12 protein-coding genes are annotated in these 15,059 nt (G+C 62.3%); 3 read left to right on the top strand and 9 right to left on the bottom strand.

Going from position 1 to position 15,059, the window contains the following annotated elements; all coding sequences use genetic code 11:
• Positions 1-711 (top strand): ABC transporter ATP-binding protein, encoded by a 711-nt coding sequence (locus tag ACSZPK_RS08385; RefSeq protein WP_437880967.1) that lies wholly within the window; start codon positions 1-3, stop codon positions 709-711.
• Here ACSZPK_RS08385 and ACSZPK_RS08380 read toward each other — a convergent pair.
• The 3 genes from ACSZPK_RS08380 to ACSZPK_RS08370 form a co-directional block, all read right to left on the bottom strand.
• A complete protein-coding gene (locus ACSZPK_RS08380) occupies positions 708-2,558 on the bottom strand; it encodes an asparagine synthase-related protein (protein ID WP_437880966.1) in 1,851 nt (616 codons plus the stop codon). The two genes, ACSZPK_RS08385 and ACSZPK_RS08380, sit on opposite strands and share 4 nt — an antisense overlap.
• Before the next feature lie 12 nt (positions 2,559-2,570).
• Positions 2,571-3,281, bottom strand: coding sequence for a lasso peptide biosynthesis B2 protein (locus tag ACSZPK_RS08375; protein ID WP_437880965.1), 711 nt, complete (start codon positions 3,279-3,281; stop codon positions 2,571-2,573).
• A 72-nt stretch (positions 3,282-3,353) separates the two neighbouring features.
• Positions 3,354-3,509: a hypothetical protein gene (locus ACSZPK_RS08370; RefSeq protein ID WP_437880964.1), complete on the bottom strand. Its 156-nt coding sequence runs from the start codon at positions 3,507-3,509 to the stop codon at positions 3,354-3,356.
• A gap of 228 nt (positions 3,510-3,737) precedes the next feature.
• On the opposite strand from ACSZPK_RS08370, the gene ACSZPK_RS08365 reads away from it, so the two are divergent.
• A complete protein-coding gene (locus ACSZPK_RS08365) occupies positions 3,738-4,664 on the top strand; it encodes a hypothetical protein (RefSeq protein ID WP_437880963.1) in 927 nt (308 codons plus the stop codon).
• On the opposite strand, the gene ACSZPK_RS08360 is transcribed toward ACSZPK_RS08365, so the two are convergent.
• The 3 genes from ACSZPK_RS08360 to ACSZPK_RS08350 all read right to left on the bottom strand — a co-directional run bounded on the left by ACSZPK_RS08360 (position 4,661) and on the right by ACSZPK_RS08350 (position 10,308).
• A complete protein-coding gene (locus tag ACSZPK_RS08360; protein WP_437880962.1) occupies positions 4,661-6,439 on the bottom strand; it encodes an ABC transporter ATP-binding protein in 1,779 nt (592 codons plus the stop codon). The two genes, ACSZPK_RS08365 and ACSZPK_RS08360, sit on opposite strands and share 4 nt — an antisense overlap.
• Before the next feature lie 115 nt (positions 6,440-6,554).
• A complete protein-coding gene (locus ACSZPK_RS08355) occupies positions 6,555-7,829 on the bottom strand; it encodes a lipase family protein (protein ID WP_437880961.1) in 1,275 nt (424 codons plus the stop codon).
• 70 nt (positions 7,830-7,899) lie between these two features.
• Positions 7,900-10,308: a TonB-dependent receptor plug domain-containing protein gene (locus tag ACSZPK_RS08350; protein ID WP_437880960.1), complete on the bottom strand. Its 2,409-nt coding sequence runs from the start codon at positions 10,306-10,308 to the stop codon at positions 7,900-7,902.
• A 366-nt stretch (positions 10,309-10,674) separates the two neighbouring features.
• On the opposite strand from ACSZPK_RS08350, the gene ACSZPK_RS08345 reads away from it, so the two are divergent.
• Positions 10,675-11,184 carry a MarR family winged helix-turn-helix transcriptional regulator gene (locus tag ACSZPK_RS08345; RefSeq protein ID WP_437880959.1) on the top strand — a complete coding sequence of 170 codons (510 nt, stop codon included), beginning with the start codon at positions 10,675-10,677 and terminating at the stop codon, positions 11,182-11,184.
• A 20-nt stretch (positions 11,185-11,204) separates the two neighbouring features.
• Here the strand turns inward: ACSZPK_RS08345 and ACSZPK_RS08340 are convergent, their stop codons facing one another.
• The 3 genes from ACSZPK_RS08340 to ACSZPK_RS08330 form a co-directional block, all read right to left on the bottom strand.
• Positions 11,205-12,233: an aldo/keto reductase gene (locus tag ACSZPK_RS08340; protein ID WP_437880958.1), complete on the bottom strand. Its 1,029-nt coding sequence runs from the start codon at positions 12,231-12,233 to the stop codon at positions 11,205-11,207.
• Positions 12,230-13,654, bottom strand: a complete 1,425-nt coding sequence (locus ACSZPK_RS08335) for an NAD(P)-binding domain-containing protein (protein WP_437880957.1) — start codon at positions 13,652-13,654, stop codon at positions 12,230-12,232. The genes ACSZPK_RS08340 and ACSZPK_RS08335 overlap by 4 nt, the downstream gene beginning before the upstream one ends.
• Positions 13,655-13,717: 63 nt before the next feature.
• Entirely contained in the window at positions 13,718-15,037 is a 1,320-nt protein-coding gene (locus tag ACSZPK_RS08330; RefSeq protein WP_437880956.1) for an LLM class flavin-dependent oxidoreductase, read from the bottom strand.
• Positions 15,038-15,059 lie beyond the last annotated feature (22 nt).

The following is a 15,059-nucleotide window of genomic DNA, read 5'->3' as shown; positions in this document are numbered from 1 at the left end:
ATGCTTTGCGCAAAGAACTTGACCAAGCACCACGGCCTGCACCGGGCGCTGGATGACGTGAGCTTCACTGTGGCGCCTGGGGAAATCTACTGCCTGCTCGGTGCCAACGGCGCCGGCAAGTCGACGACGATCAAGCTGTTCCTGGGCTTCATGGCACCGACGTCAGGCTCGGCCGAAGTGGACGGTCTCAACGCCCAGTTGGAAGCGCATGCGGTGCGCCGTCGACTGCTTTACATTCCCGAGACGGTCGCCCTATACGAAGAGCTGAGCGGCTATGAGAACCTGGACTATCTTGCGCGGTTGGCGAAGGTGGCCGATCGCTCCCCCGATCGCTTGCGCGAGGCTTTGAAGGCGGCGGGATTGAAGCCGGAGGTGTTCGACCGGCGGGTCGGCCACTATTCGAAGGGGATGCGTCAGAAGGTCGGCATTGCCCTGGCCATCGTCAAGGAAGCCAAGGCCTTGCTGCTGGACGAACCCACCTCTGGCCTGGACCCTGAGGCGTCCGCCGAATTCCACGATCTGCTCGTGCGCCAGCGCGACCGTGGGGCGGCAATCCTGATGGCGACCCACGACCTGTTCCGTGCGCGGGAAGTCGCTACCACCATCGGTCTCATGCAGGCGGGCCGCCTGCGACGGACGTTGCAGGCCGAAACAATCACTGCCAACGACCTGGAAAACCTTTATCTGGAGGAAATGAACCGGCATCGCTAGATTGCGGCGACTTCCGCGCTGCCAATGTTCGCCGCGCAACGTCGCAGCCATGCCTCGATATTGAGCTGGGGACCAAAGATTCCCAGCGCCTGCTTGGAGTGGTCCGGGCTGACGCGGCAGATGCCGGCATCGGCCAATCGACTGTCGATCCATCCGCGTTCTGCCAGGCGCCCGTCGACCAGCAGGCCCCTGATGAAGTCCCGGTGATGCCGAATAACGGCAACGGAGTGGTCGTCCAGGTAGCACTTCACCTTGCGCGACAGGACGGCCTGCGGAAGCAGGCCTTCGAAGGCTCGACGGGCAACCGTTCGATCCTCGGCATCGGCCATGAGCAGGTGCAGCGGGATGCGGGCAAACAACTCCACGACCGGCTGCGCGCTGATCGGCGAAACCCCGTGCCATTGTCCCGCGCCCTCGAACGGGTCCAGCACACTGACCGGGAACACCATCCTGCCGATGTGCGCCATCTTGTATGGCGAGACGCGATGCCCCCGGGAGATAGCGTGCCGCATCCATGCCGGCTGGGTAGCGGCATACGCGCCTGCCTCCATCTGAACCCACTCGCACGGATTGCCCCAGTTCTCGTTGATGCGTGGAGGCTTCTTGAAGATGCCATGCAACAGCGCATCCTTGAGCACGCCGTAGAGCGAGTCTCCCGACTGCGCGGTCTCGAACGCCACGCGCAGGAAGGTGCGATCGATACCATGCTGCCAGGCATAATCGATGGCGGGCGCGTTACCCTTGAAGCGCAGAAACACCGCATCGCCGCCGACCCCGGTAAACTGAACCAACTCCTGGCCCGGTTCCTTACCCAGGCAGGGGCGTCGATGAAGCAGATAGCCCGAGCAATGCGCCGGCCGCGCGGTCACCGGAAAGGCCATGATGTCTTCCAGCGAACAATGCTCTGCTCGCTCGTACTCGATGAACTCGCAACTGCGCCCGGATGAAGCGCACGCCCCCGTGACGGCCATTCGTGCAAACGCTCTTTCGTCCGCGCCGATGCCCGAATCGTAATGATGCACGCATTGCACGTGTGGACGGGAAGGCGCATGGAGCAACCCGGCCAGGATGATCGATGAGTCCAGGCCACCGGAAAGCTGCAACTGCACCTGGTCATGCTGGCTGGCCAGCGCACCGATGCATCCCAGCAAGGTCGAGCGCGCCAGTTGGACGGCCTCATTCAAATCCGTTATCGGATTCTCCGCAGCCTCCTTCACCACGTCCCAGTGACACTGGCGGGCAACGGGCCTGCCGTTGTGGATCGTGATGCCCTCACCGCCCTCAAGGGCGTCTACCTCTTCAAAAGCGGTCTGGCAGCTTTCTCGGAATGGGAACTGCAGCGAGTAGGCCAGATAGGACCAACGAATGGAGAACGTCCTCAGCTGCAGTTTCAGACAGTCTTCCATGTTGGAAAACACGATGGTCAGTGAATCGACAACCGTGATGAAGCATGGCAGTTCTGCAGAAGGATCACGGACGGCGAACCAGTTGCGCGTGGACGCGTCATGGCCGAAGGCGACGTAGCGACCCCAGTAACGCTGCACGAGGCCGCGGCCCTGCGTGCCGCACAGCGCATGCGCATCCCCCTCATCGAAAGTGGCTGGACTGGGCACCTCGCCTCCGGCGAAGGTCTTGGGGAAGAGCTTGCCAAGGACGACGAGCCGGCCTGCGTGGGTGCAGTCAAAGAAGCCCGGGTTGTCGCTCTGGTAATAGATCGCCGCACCTTCCTCGCGCAGCGCGCACGCAATGCCCGGGAAGGCCACCTCGATCTGCTCGGTGACCTTCTCGGCCTGCTCCACCGATGCGCATGACAGGCCATTCCAGAAGACAGCGATATAGCGATACATAGGCAGGCAACGTCATAACACCAGGATGGGAACCATCCGGCGCAGGTTGAAGGGAATGTCGGTCAGCACGTAGTCGCCATGCTGCAACCAGCAATGAGCCGTGAAAGGCGCAGTACGTACGGCGAACACCCACGAAGGGAAAAAACCGTACTTCGACAGAAACTCGCTCAGGGCAAAGCAATACAAAAAGCACTCGTCCGTCTTTTTGAAAGCAAGCGGGCGCAGCCAATCGAACATACGCACCAACAACGCCAACCGCTCCAGTTGCTCCTGTTCCTGCGGCTTGCGCTCGGCTCTGCGCTGAGCTCTAGCCACGATGGACTTGAATGGCACGAACTTTTTGCAGCAGGCGGCAAACGCCACCGAGACGGCGAACCTGTGCACATCACGCAATGTGATGCCTGGCTGCCCACGCGGCTCGCCCTCACGCATCCATCGCGTTGGCAGCGCAAGCATGGTGGACGTGGCCGGTTTGCCCAGCACCGGATCGCGGGTGACCAGACGGTGATCGATCAGTGACTGGAGAATCCTTGGGGTGCCTTGGCGACTATCTGCCTGCATGGGCCAGCCCAGGATATGGTCACCCAGCATCATCGCTTGGTGTTTGCCGATGGACAGGTACTTTCCCGAGTCCACATCCAGCAGCACGACGACCCCGCTGGCAACGCACACATGCGCATGACTGCTCAGCAGATAAGGACGCGATGGCTCCATCTCGCGCATGGAATCTCCCCTTCGAAACAGAAACGGTGCATACACCACATGCACCGCTACTTCTTCAACGACTCCGGCTAATCACGGCGAGGTGGTCGGGAAGATGCCATCCCACAGGGTTCCATGATTGTGCGCCTTGGTTTCAGAAACCACTGTGCCCAGATCGATGAGATCACTGCCATCCTGGTCCTGCTGGACGGCGTCTTCTGCTAGTCCAAGCTCAATCAACTCGTTCATGAACATTTCCTCTAGTCAGTATGTGGTCACACCCAATAACGACGACGGATGCGTGCGAACAGCCGCTGCAAGGGCCTTGGGGCAATTGCGTACGCGACAGCTAAAAGCTACTTTATAACGTAACCTTTGTGTAGCCTTTTATTTTTAGTCGTCAGGATGGCGACATGACGATGGCCCTGGACGAAGGAACTCAGATTGCATTCACTCAACCACGACACAGGGACAGAAATGAGTGCCAAGAGCAACGACGACGCGTTCGACCCCACCCTTGTTTTGCGTGGTCTGTTTCCATTATCGAGGTTGATTCGTTTCGTCCGGGAGCGTTGCCTGCCTGGGCATGTGGACGAATCGGTGCAGCTGGAGCAATGGCGCCAGGCAAAAGCAGTTGCACTTGGGCTCATCGATGAAGAAGCGGGATATGCCGACGATGTCGGCGTACAGGCGCTACCGGACGACTTGCAGCCGCTGGGTGCGGCGGCGTTGCGACAACCGTCGATGCATCGGATCACCAGTCAGGTGCCACGCTCCTGGTGCATGGTCGAAGTGGATCGCATGGTCGTCTTCCAGGATTCTCTCAACCTGCGCCATCTTGATGAGCTCAAGGGCTCTTTTCCCAGTGTTCCAAGCGCACGGGAGATCATGGAGCTTGCCGCCGGCCACGGGTCAAGTGCGCAACCGCCAGTGCATTACTCGCCGGCAGACGGCGACCATGCCTTCTCCTCGAAATCCAATGACCTGCGCTTTCTCGACGTGGCTGTCGTCGATCCATCCACGATTGCGCACTACGAGCCGTTTGGCGCGGCCAGCCATGCCATCGTTGTCTACCTCGGCTTCAGCGACAATGTCATCAGCGCCACCCGCGTTGGCAAGCGCGTCATTTTGACGAACGGCTCCCATCGCGCCTATCTGCTGCGCTCGCTCGGCTTTCGCCATATCCCATGCCTGGTGACAGATGCCAGCGACAGCGACCTCTCCGACATCCTGCTACCTGCAGCGATCAAGCAGGACCGCGAGTTTTATCTACGCTCGGCCAGGCCACCACTGTTCAAGGACTACAACGATGCACGCCTGACACAGGTCGTTCCGGTTATCAGGAAGAACTACGTTCTGCGCGCCAAGCTGGATCTGAAAAGAACCACGGTGCCCGCTACTTAGTTAGCCCGCGATCCGGGGGCATCAATGGAGTCTCCGCACTGGCTGCTGCTCTTGTCGCCGCCCAGCCAGATCACCCGGTCGCCGGGCGCAATGCTGGTCTGCCGATGGGTTATGGCAACCACCGTCACCTCGGATGCGAGGGCACGGATATGCACCATCACCTCTTGCTGGGTCGAATCATCCAGGGCGGAACTCGCTTCATCCAGCAACAGGATCGCGGGTTCTCCGTAAAGCGCACGCGCAATGGCGATGCGCTGGCGTTCGCCGCCCGATAGCTTCAGGCCACGCTCGCCAACGATGGTATCCAGGCCGTGTGGCAGCGCATCGATGAGCGCCAGGATCGCCGCTTTGGCTGCGACCTGGCGAAGGCGGGCGTCGTCTCGCAGGCGACCGAGCAGAATATTGTCCGCCAAGGTCTCGTTGAGCAGCATCACATCCTGTGGCACCACGGCGACCATTGCGTGCCAGTTGGCGCGGTCGATGCCCGCCAGGTCGATGCCATCGACCAGGATGCGGCCGGCATCGGGTTCGATGGTCTTCAGCGCCAGCTTGAAGATCGTGGATTTTCCAGCACCGGTTTCGCCCATCAAAAAGGTGATGCCGCCCCGCTCGATATCGAAGGTCACGCCTGTCACGCCGCGGCCATTGTCATACCGATAATCGACACTGTCGAATGTGATCCGCCCGTCAGCAGGAACGAATTGGCTTGCATCATGGAGACGCGGTTCCTCGGGGGCACGCCACAGCCTCAGCAGCGGGACCAGCATCGCCCGCGCACGCGCCACATCGTCGATGGCGCGCGCGATCGCCTCGAACGGAGTATTGAGCTGCAGCAGCAACAGATTGAACAGGACCAGATCGCCGATGCTGAGCGCGCCAACGTCGTAACGCGGGAGAAGCAGCATGAAGGTAATGATGAACTGGATCGCCAGCCCAGCCCCGAGCAAGCCGATGCAGCACAGACGCTGCAGCACATAGGCACGCCAGTTGTCTCGTACCCGCTGCGCTCTATCCGCGAACCGTTGGCTCATCCATACGTGACTCCCGAACTGGCGCAATGTCTCCATCGCATTCATGGCATTACCGACAAACCGGGCATTCTCCTGCCCCGCGTTGGTGGCTGCCTCCAGATAGGCGCGTGCACGCCGGGTGGCGATCGTCGAAAGACCGATGGCGGCGACGCCATAGATCACCACGACCAACACGAGCTGAAGATTGATCAACGCGCCCAGGGTGAACAGGCTCAGCAGGATCTGCAAGATGCCGGGAATAAAGGCAACCAGGGCCAACTGCACCAGGACTTTCAGTCCGCTGCGGCCCTTCTCGCCTGCCGCCTGGATTTCTGCCGGGTTATGGTCAATGAAGAATGCCGTGGTCTTCTTGAGGATGGCCGCAAAGTAGCGGGTGCTGGTGATGAAACCGAGGTTCTCCGACGTCATGAAGGACAAGTACTGCACCATCTGTTGCAGCGCCGAACCCAAGCCGAGCAATGCGCCATAGGCCACGAACGCCCAGAGCAACGCCGGCGCGCCTTCTTGCGGTAATCGATCGAGCAGGCGTGAAAACAGATAGGGCGCGGCCACGGTCGCCACGCTGGCCAGCACAACGATGGCGGCGACCCGTAGCAAGGCCCATCGGTCGGACTTCCAATAGGCAACCAGGATTTCAGATACAGGAGAGACCATGGCTGTGACCACCACCGGGGAAAAAGCCGCGTTACAGGCGCGGCAGTGGATGACGCCCCCGCCAGTTCCGCCGGCAGCGACCACAGCCATCGCCACGATAGAGGCGGATAGCCTTAGAGGGCGACCGCGATCATGCCTGCCATGGACCCTACATCAATATGTTACGATATAACAACCCATAAAGTCGGCCGACGCCCCCAAACCATCAGTGATCCCCCTGGGCTGTCGCCTGGTCACGGGGGCACGCAACTGCAGTGTGCCGTTGCACCCTTCGAGCGAACGCAATGGCATCGTCGAAAGAACGAGCGGCGGTATCGCCATGCCCTGCCCCGGCGTAGATGCGAGATTCAGCATGGGTCCCGGCGTCACAGATATCTTTGACCAGCTGCAACTGGTTGCTCGCGGGTAATGCAAGGTCGCTCGCACCTATCGGGATGAATGCGGGGAAGGCAAAGTCCAGACGTGGGAATGTCTGGTAGCGCTCGATCAATTCGGGCCGTTTGCGCAAGAAAGCCTGATAACGCTCAGCATGCATGACCAGTAGCTGGCTTCTCGGCCGACCGAGCGCAATGGCATCGGTGATTACGTCTGCCGTGCAAGCGGTTCTCAATCGGTTCAGCAAAGGAATGGCATCTGGCTTGAAACGATCTTCATCCATTAGCTCTGGCTCTAGCTGCTGGGCCACCATGAAGTTCAGCAGGTCATACCGGATGGATGAAGGATCGCCCCCTTCGCTGTCGGCCGGATCACGATCATCAGGCAAGGGGCCGGCGTGGCGATGGCGTTGGAAAACGATGCCCGAGGCTACTACTCCCGCAATCTGCAGATCCGGCGTGTAGCTGGAAGCGTATGAAGCGGCCGCGATGGCCGCCGTGCCGCCCTGGGAATGGCCGACCAGAAACAGCGGGCCACTCAACGCTGGAAAACCGGAGCGCGCGCCGAGCACCGCATCCAGCATGCTGAAGGCAAGGGCCGGTACGTTCATCAATGGATGCGGGCCTGTCACGCCGAGCCCCTGATAATCGCTGGCCACGATGGCGAAGCCGCTGGCAAGCCACTGGTTCAGGTACTGCTGGTCCTTTTGTGAGTAGCCCGCCCAGGATGGCGCGCATACGTCAGCCAGCCCCTTCGCGCCATGTCCCCAGATCAGCGTTGGCCATCCCCCTGCGGGCACCTGGCCACGGGGGATGAATACCTGGGCCGAGGCGTAAATGCGGCTTTGGCCGTCAAGACCGTCGGTCGAACTGTAGAGAATTCGTTCGCCAATGAGGGCGTTTTGCAAAACCTGGGAAGCAGGCAACGGTTGGTGACGGAGCAAGGCTCCATGTGCTGGAACCCTGGCGCTCCAGGCATAGAATGGGGACAGCTCCATGTCTCCTTGCCGTGCATCAAATACCTGCGTGGCATAACTTGGCGACCCAGACAACAGCAGTGCCACACACCCAAGCAGCGTCCGGCAACGCGGGTAGAAATCGCTCATGCTCGTCACTCAGACAAATGAAAAACCATGCAGCCGCGACCGACTGCATGAGTTCTACCTGTGTTGGTCCTCAGAAGTTGTAATCGAGACCGGCATACAGGAAGGTGCCGAAGGCGCCGTCCGGAGCGAATGCCGAATACTCGTAGACAACCGGTGCGCGCCCCGCGACATCCAGCTTCTCGGGATGGGTGTTGAACAGGTTGTCCGCGCCGACCCGCAACTTGAGCTTGTCGTTGACGTGATAGCCGATGTTCAGGTTGGTCACCCATTGGGCCGCCAGTTCCTGGCGATAACCCGGCGATGCATCGCGATACTCGCCATAGCGGATGAAGGCCAGGTCGATATCGAAGTCATCCACGCTATACAGGGCGCCGAAGCGCAGCTTGTTCTTCGGGCTGGCATCGGTCACCACGGTACGCGCCACATTGCCCAGCAGGTTCAGGCCTGAACCCTGCAACTGCGACGGCAGGTCGCGAACGCCGGTGATGACGGTATTCGATACGCTGGCGGCGGCCGACAGCTTGAGCGGATGCCGTGCCAGCTGGGTGCTGTAGTCGAACACCAGGTCCGCCCCCCGGGTCCGGGTGTCCAGGCCATTGGTGAAGAACGCCACGTTGCTGTAGTTGGTCACGCCTGCCCGCTGCAGTGCGGCGGTTACATAGGTGCCGCTCAGGCGATCGGTGAAGACCAGGCGGTCATCGATGTCGATCTGATAGGCATCCAGCGTCACCGAGACATTGGACGCCGGCCGGTAGACGAAGCCCAAGGTCAGGTTGAGCGACTTCTCTGGCTTGAGATCGGTCGCCCCGAGCGCTTGAGCGACCGGGCTGCTGACCGGCAGCACCGCTGACTGGTACAGCACGCCGTTGATCGGCACGGTCGAGGTCGATGAATAGGTCTGCTGCGCCAGCGACGGCGCATGGAACCCCGTGCTCACCGAGCCACGCAGGGCGAACTCGGGCGTGAAGTCGTAACGACCGCTGAGCTTGCCGGTGGTCTTGCTGCCGAAGTCGGAATAGCGCTCGAAGCGTATCGCCGAACCCAGCTGGAGCTTATCGGTGACCTGGTTTTCCAGGCCGAAATAGGCGCTGAAGTTATCGCGCCGGAAAGTCCCCGCGTCGGAGGGCTGCAATCCGCCATAACCCTGGGCCCCCGAGGGTGCCGAGTTACCGGCGTTGGGACCATCGGCAATCGGCACACCGCCGTTGATGTAGGACGCCGGATCGCCCGCGCGAGTCTGGATGCGCTCGTTGCGATAACCGATCCCGGCGGCGACTTCCAATGGCTTGGCCAGGCCGGCGACATCGATGCTGTTCTTGTACTCCAGGTTGGTGGAAACCTCGCTGCCGACCCGACCGCCACTGTAAAAACTGGTCGGGCTGTCGCTGCCCATGGAAACGTTCACCGAGTCATGCACGGATTCGTCATAGGCGTTGCGCCCATAACCGACGCTGAAGTCGAACTGCCCGCTGTCCCCTGCATCGAAACGCAGGCCAGTGGTCAGCGCCAGATCTTCGGTATCGGTGGAGTTGCCGGGCTGGTAGCCATCGGGGTAGTAAGCCCGATAGGTGTTGTTGTCCCGTGGCGGGCGCAGAAAACCGATGATGTCGGTGTTGCCCTTGGCATAGGTGGCGAAGGTATATCCGCGCAGCGTGTCGCTGAAGCCGTACTCGGAGTTCAGGCCCAGGGAATACTGGTCCGCCTCGCCCGAACCGTAGAACCATTTGCGCTGGGCGAAACTCGACTCGCGGGCATCGCCGGCGAAATACATCTGCCGGGTATCGGCGATGCCGTTATAGGCTTTCTGCCGGTCGAAGGTGTCGAGGCTCAGGGTCACGAAACCGTCGTTGGGCAGGGTAATGCCGTAGTAACCATTGATCGACTTGCGCAGGCCGTCGCCCTTGCTGAACTGGCCGACCTGGGTGGAGATGCCGCCGTGACCGTCATCGACTTCCTTGAGCACGATGTTGATCACCCCGGCGATGGCATCGGAGCCATACAGGGCCGAGGCACCGTCACGCAGCACCTCGATGTGGTCGATGGCACTGATCGGGATGGTGTCCAGATCCGAGACGTTGGCACCGGCACCAAACATTTCCGAAGGCGCCACGCGGGCTGACTTGTGGCGGCGCTTGCCGTTTACCAGCACCAGGGTTTCGTCGGGCGACAGCCCGCGCAGGCTGAACGAACGCACGGACTGGGCCGGACGGTTGGTGGTGTTGTTCTGCGGGAAGTTGAACGACGGCAGCAGGTTCTGCAGCGCCTGGGACAAGCTGGTGGTACCGCTGCGGGTCAGTTGCTCATTGCTGATCACGTCGACGGGCGCGGCACTGGTCAGGCGTGTCTGGTCGGTACGGCGCGAGCCGACCACCACCACGGTGTCCAGGCTGGCATCCGCTTTGGCACCGCCCTGCACCTCGGCGGACTGCGCGGGCACGCTGGCCAGGGCAGCACTGCCAAGCATGATGGCGCGCAGCAAGGTGTTCGTTCGGGCAAGCCTGAAGCCTTGCCGGGATAAAGGGTCTCGGGTATTTGGACTCGGCATGATGTTCCTCGTTGGATCATTTATACGTTCTCGTCGCCATCGCGCTCGGAACGACTTCTAAGCGCCTCGCAAGAGGCCAATGATCGGAAGCACCCCGCCTGGTTGTCCGGTTGAGGTTGATACGACCAACTGTTGACATCCTCAACAATAATGTTGAGAAGATCAACAGTCTGTTTTGTCTTTGCATATACCCAAAAGAAATAGAATTTGTACAATCGCCGCTGCGCCATCAGCGCTGCTCACTCCTGGCCCAAGGTGGTAACCTGCCGCCAATCGCCCACAGCATCCAAGGACACCGGTTTGGCACGAAACAAGACCCCCTCGCCTCCCGCCACGGCTACCCACGACAAGCAGGTCGACCTACTGGACAGCGGTTTTTTCTCCGAACTGACCAGCGTGTATTTCCGAATGGTGGCGAAGGAGCTCGGCCACGCCAGTGACACGCTGCTGGCCTCCACGCCGCTCGGCGCCGGGGCGGGTAAATCCTCCACGCTGTTCATGATCGCCGAACGCCCGGGCATCAGCCAGATGGAGATCGCCGACGCCTTCTGCAATGACCGCTCCGGCACCTTCCGCATCGTGCAGGGGCTGGAGAAGCAAGGACTGCTCAGGCGCGAAGTGGACCAGACGGAAAAACGCCGCCAGAACCTCTATCTCACCGTCGAGGGCGAGCAGGTCGCCACAGCGCTCAAGCGGGATATCCGCAAGCAGGAAGAAACCTTCTTCCAGGCCCTGCAGCCCAAGGAGCGCGTCGAATTGCGGCGCCTGCTGGCGAAACTCTGGAACTCCGGGGTCAAGCCCAACCTTTGAAAGTCGGGCTCGCCGCCGCCCTACTCCACGCGGTAGCTCGCCCCCTTGCGACGATAGTCCGGTTTCACCGCATCAACGCGCGTGCCCCAGGAGGCGCGCGGGTCCACCACGTCCTTGTCCACCCAGAAACGCTGCAGTTCCTCACGCACTACAGTGGCACCGATTCGCTGCAGGATATCCAGCGCCTGCAGATTCTCGTCCAGTTGTTCGAGCCGGGAAACGCCCACCACCACACCGCTGACATGGGGATTGGCCAGGCAGAAGACCAGGCCCAGTTGCGCCGGCGTCGCGCCAAGGCGCCGTGCCACGGCTTCGTACCCGGGTAACAGCTCGACCATGCGCGGCCTCAGTTGGCCATGATCGTAGGCCACCGGCCGGCTGGCATCCCGGCGTCCCGCCACCACACCGCCTTCCAGGCAATCGCTGGCATGAATGGTCATGCCGTAGGTTTCGAGCACCTCACGCATCGGCTCGCCCTCCGCCACCGAACGGCGGAACAGGTTGTAGCGCAGGTGTGTGGTCTGCGGTCCGGGCAGCCCGAGCCGAAGCGCGTGCTGCCAGCTCTGCTGCAACTGCTCGGCTGACCAGTTGGCCACGCCCCAGTGGGAAAACAGCCCTGCGCCGATCAGCTCGCCGACCTCGGCGACCAGCCCGGCCAGGTCGACCTGCTCATAGATGTCGCCCAGAATCAGAAAGTCCGCGCGAGTCTCGCCCAGGCGATGCAATTGCCGGCGTACCTGCTCGGCGATCGGCACGCTACCCACCCAGGCCTTGATCGACAGGGTGTAGCGCTCGCGGGCGATACCGGCGACACGAACGGCATGGGCGAACAGCACGTCGGTGAACGAGCCGATGTCCTCGTCGTCAGGGCGCACCAGCGTGCTGCCATACATACCCACGTCGAAGGCATTGACGCCCCTCGCGTGAGCCTGCCTCAGCAATTCAACGGTGCGCTCGAACGGCATGCGGTCATAGGTGTGCCAGGACCCCAGGGTCAGGGCGGAGACCTCCGGCCCGCCCGCCCCGATGCGCCGCGTGGCGATGCTCATCGCGCCTCTCGTCCGTGCCACAGGTTGGCGACGTATTCCTCACCGCTCAGGTCTGGCTCGACGTCACGGGTGAGACGCGCCAGATGCGCTTCGCGGTCGGCCAGGAACAGGTCCTCGCTGATGCCGCTGACCAGGCGCGGTACGGCGACGCGCAGGCTCGGAATGTCGCCCAGCACACGGCAGAAGGTGACGAACGCCGAGTAGTTGAAGGCGTGGATGTTCTTCAGGTACTCGCCATTCCCTGCGACCCTGGGCTGCAACTCGTACTTGTTGCCCAGGTAGGGATAACGCCCAACCGCCGCGTTGTTCGCCTCGGCCGGCGGCGTGTAGCGGTCCTGCCACAATGCGATATCGTCGGCGATGGCCTTGAGCTCGGGACGCAGTGCGGGGTCGACGGCAAAGCCGGTGGCCAGGATCAGGTGATCGAACGGCAGGCTTTCCTCAGCGCTGCGCACCCGTACCTGATCGCCTTCGACAGTCAGTTCGTCCCAGGCGGAGTCCAGGTGAATCCAGAAATTCTTGAACGCGGTGGCGCGCAGTACCGAGTCGGTCGGCGGGTTGGTACCCCGGGACAGGAAGTGATTGACCACCTGCCAGCGATCCGCATCGGGCAGCAGATGGAAACTGTCAGCGCCGGGGTAGACCGCTGCGCGATAGGCCGGGGTGCGTACCAGGTCCTTGCCACGTACGTACAGGTGCACCTCGCTGGCGCCCGCCTCCAGCGCCGTGGCGGCCTGGTCGAAGGCGGACGGGCCGGCCCCCAGCACGGCCACGCGCTTGTCGGCGAAGGAACTGAAATCGATGGACGAGTCGCTATGGCTGTAGAAGCGTTCCGGCAACTCCCTGACCAGCGCCGGGATGTTCGCCCCGCCCAAGCCCCCCAGACCGGTGGCCAGCACCAGCTTGCGCACCGTCAGCACCTGCTGCCCGGCTGGCGCTTGCAGGGTCACCGCGACATGCTCGCCCCTGGGCTCCACGGCCACCAGGCGGGTAGCGAAGCGGACCGGCACCTTGAGCACACCGCGCAGCCAATCCAGGTACTCGGCCCACAGCGGCGTCGGGATGCGGCCGATGGCGGCGAACGCCTCCGCGCCGTTGCGCGTCTCGAACCAGGCCTGGAAGCCGAGCACCGGGTTGCCCAGCTCCGGGCCAGGGGCCGTCTTCGGCGTACGCAGGGTTTTCATGCGTGCCCGCCCACGCCAGATGCTCTGCTGGCCTTCTTCGGCGGCATCGATCACCAGGCTGTTGGCGATGCCGGCACGCTGCAGGGCGTAGCCCAGGCTCAGGCCGGTGTGGCCGGCGCCGACGACCAGCACGTCGACATCCACGCCCGGCGTGGCCGGCACCCAGTTTTCCGGGGCCGGGCCGAGGTAGCCGAGGTAGCGCTGGACGAGTTCATCGGGGTTTGTCACTTCAGACACGTGTTGTTCTCCAGATCAAATACATGGCCGAACTCCACCCGGAGCATCGGTCCGCTGGCGGTCTCACTGACCGCGAAGGTGTTCGCGCAGCGTCGTTGCGCTGTACCGGGTACGGAACAGCCCGCGACGCTGTAGCTCGGGAACGACGCCACGAACGAATTGCTCGAAGGTGCCGGGGTAAGTGGTGGGCGCCAGCATGAAGCCGTCGCAGGCCTGTTCGGTGAACAGTTCTTCCAGGTAATCGGCGACCTGCTTCGGCGTGCCGACCACCTGTGGCGACATGGCACCAGCGCCATAACGGCGCGCAGTCTGCGCCAGGGTGAGGTTGTCGGCGGCAGCGGTGGCGCGGACCATTTCGAACTGGCCGAGCGAGCCTTCGCCCGGTTCGATCTCGGCCATCGGCTGGTCGGGCGAGTAACGCGAGAAATCGATACCCAGGTGCATCGACAGCAGCCCCATCGCCAGCTTGGGATGGATCAGGCTTTCCAGGTACTCGGCCTTCTCGCGGGCGATGCTCTCCGTCTCGCCGAGGACCACGTCGATCGACGGCAGGATCGCGCAATGCGCGGGGTTTCTGCCGGCCTGCTCCACACGCGTCTTGATGTCACGGTAGAACGCCTGCATCTGTTGCTTGCTCGACAGGATGGTGTAGACGATCTCCGCATGCCGGGCCGCGAACGCGCGCCCCTGCTCGGACGAGCCCGCCTGCATGATCACCGGGCTGACCTGTGGCGAGCGCGGGATCGACAACGGGCCGCGGGTGCTCACATGCTGGCCGGCGAAATCGGCGTAGCGGACCTTGGTGTGATCGGCGAACACGCCGCTTTCGCGGTCCATCTTCAGCACGTCGGGCTCCCAGCCCTGCCACAGCGCATGGCAGGCCGCCAGCACTTCATCGGCGCGCCCGTAGCGGGTATCGCGGGGCGGCAGTTGCTCGTGGCCGAAGTTGCGCGCCTCGATGGCGCTGTTGGACGTCACCACGTTCCACGCCACCCGGCCGTTGCTCAGGTGGTCGAGCGTGGCGAAGGTCCGGGCGATATGGTACGGCTCATAGAACGTGCTCGACAGCGTGACACCCAGGCCGATGTGCGACGTGGCCCGCGCCATCAGCGGCAGTACCAGCAATGGATCGAGCAGGCTCAGTTGCCCGCCGAGCCCCAGCGTCGCCTCGAAACTGCCCTGATAGTGATCGGAAAGCCCCAGGAAATCGGCGAAGAAACAGGCGTCGAAACAGCCCTGCTCCAGGACTCGCGCGATGTGCTCGTAACGCGATGGCCGCAACAGGTCCTCGATGTCCGAATCCGGGTGGCGCCACATTCCGTGGTGATGGCTCGTAGGGCCGGTCTTGAGAAAACCCACGAGATGCATTTTGCCTTGTGCCACTGCGGTTACTCCTGCCATCTTG

The sequence above is a fragment of the Pseudomonas sp. LRF_L74 genome, assembly GCF_965644255.1.
In the GTDB taxonomy this organism is placed as follows: Bacteria; Pseudomonadota; Gammaproteobacteria; order Pseudomonadales; family Pseudomonadaceae; genus Aquipseudomonas.
This window is presented reverse-complemented; position numbering and strand designations above follow the sequence as displayed.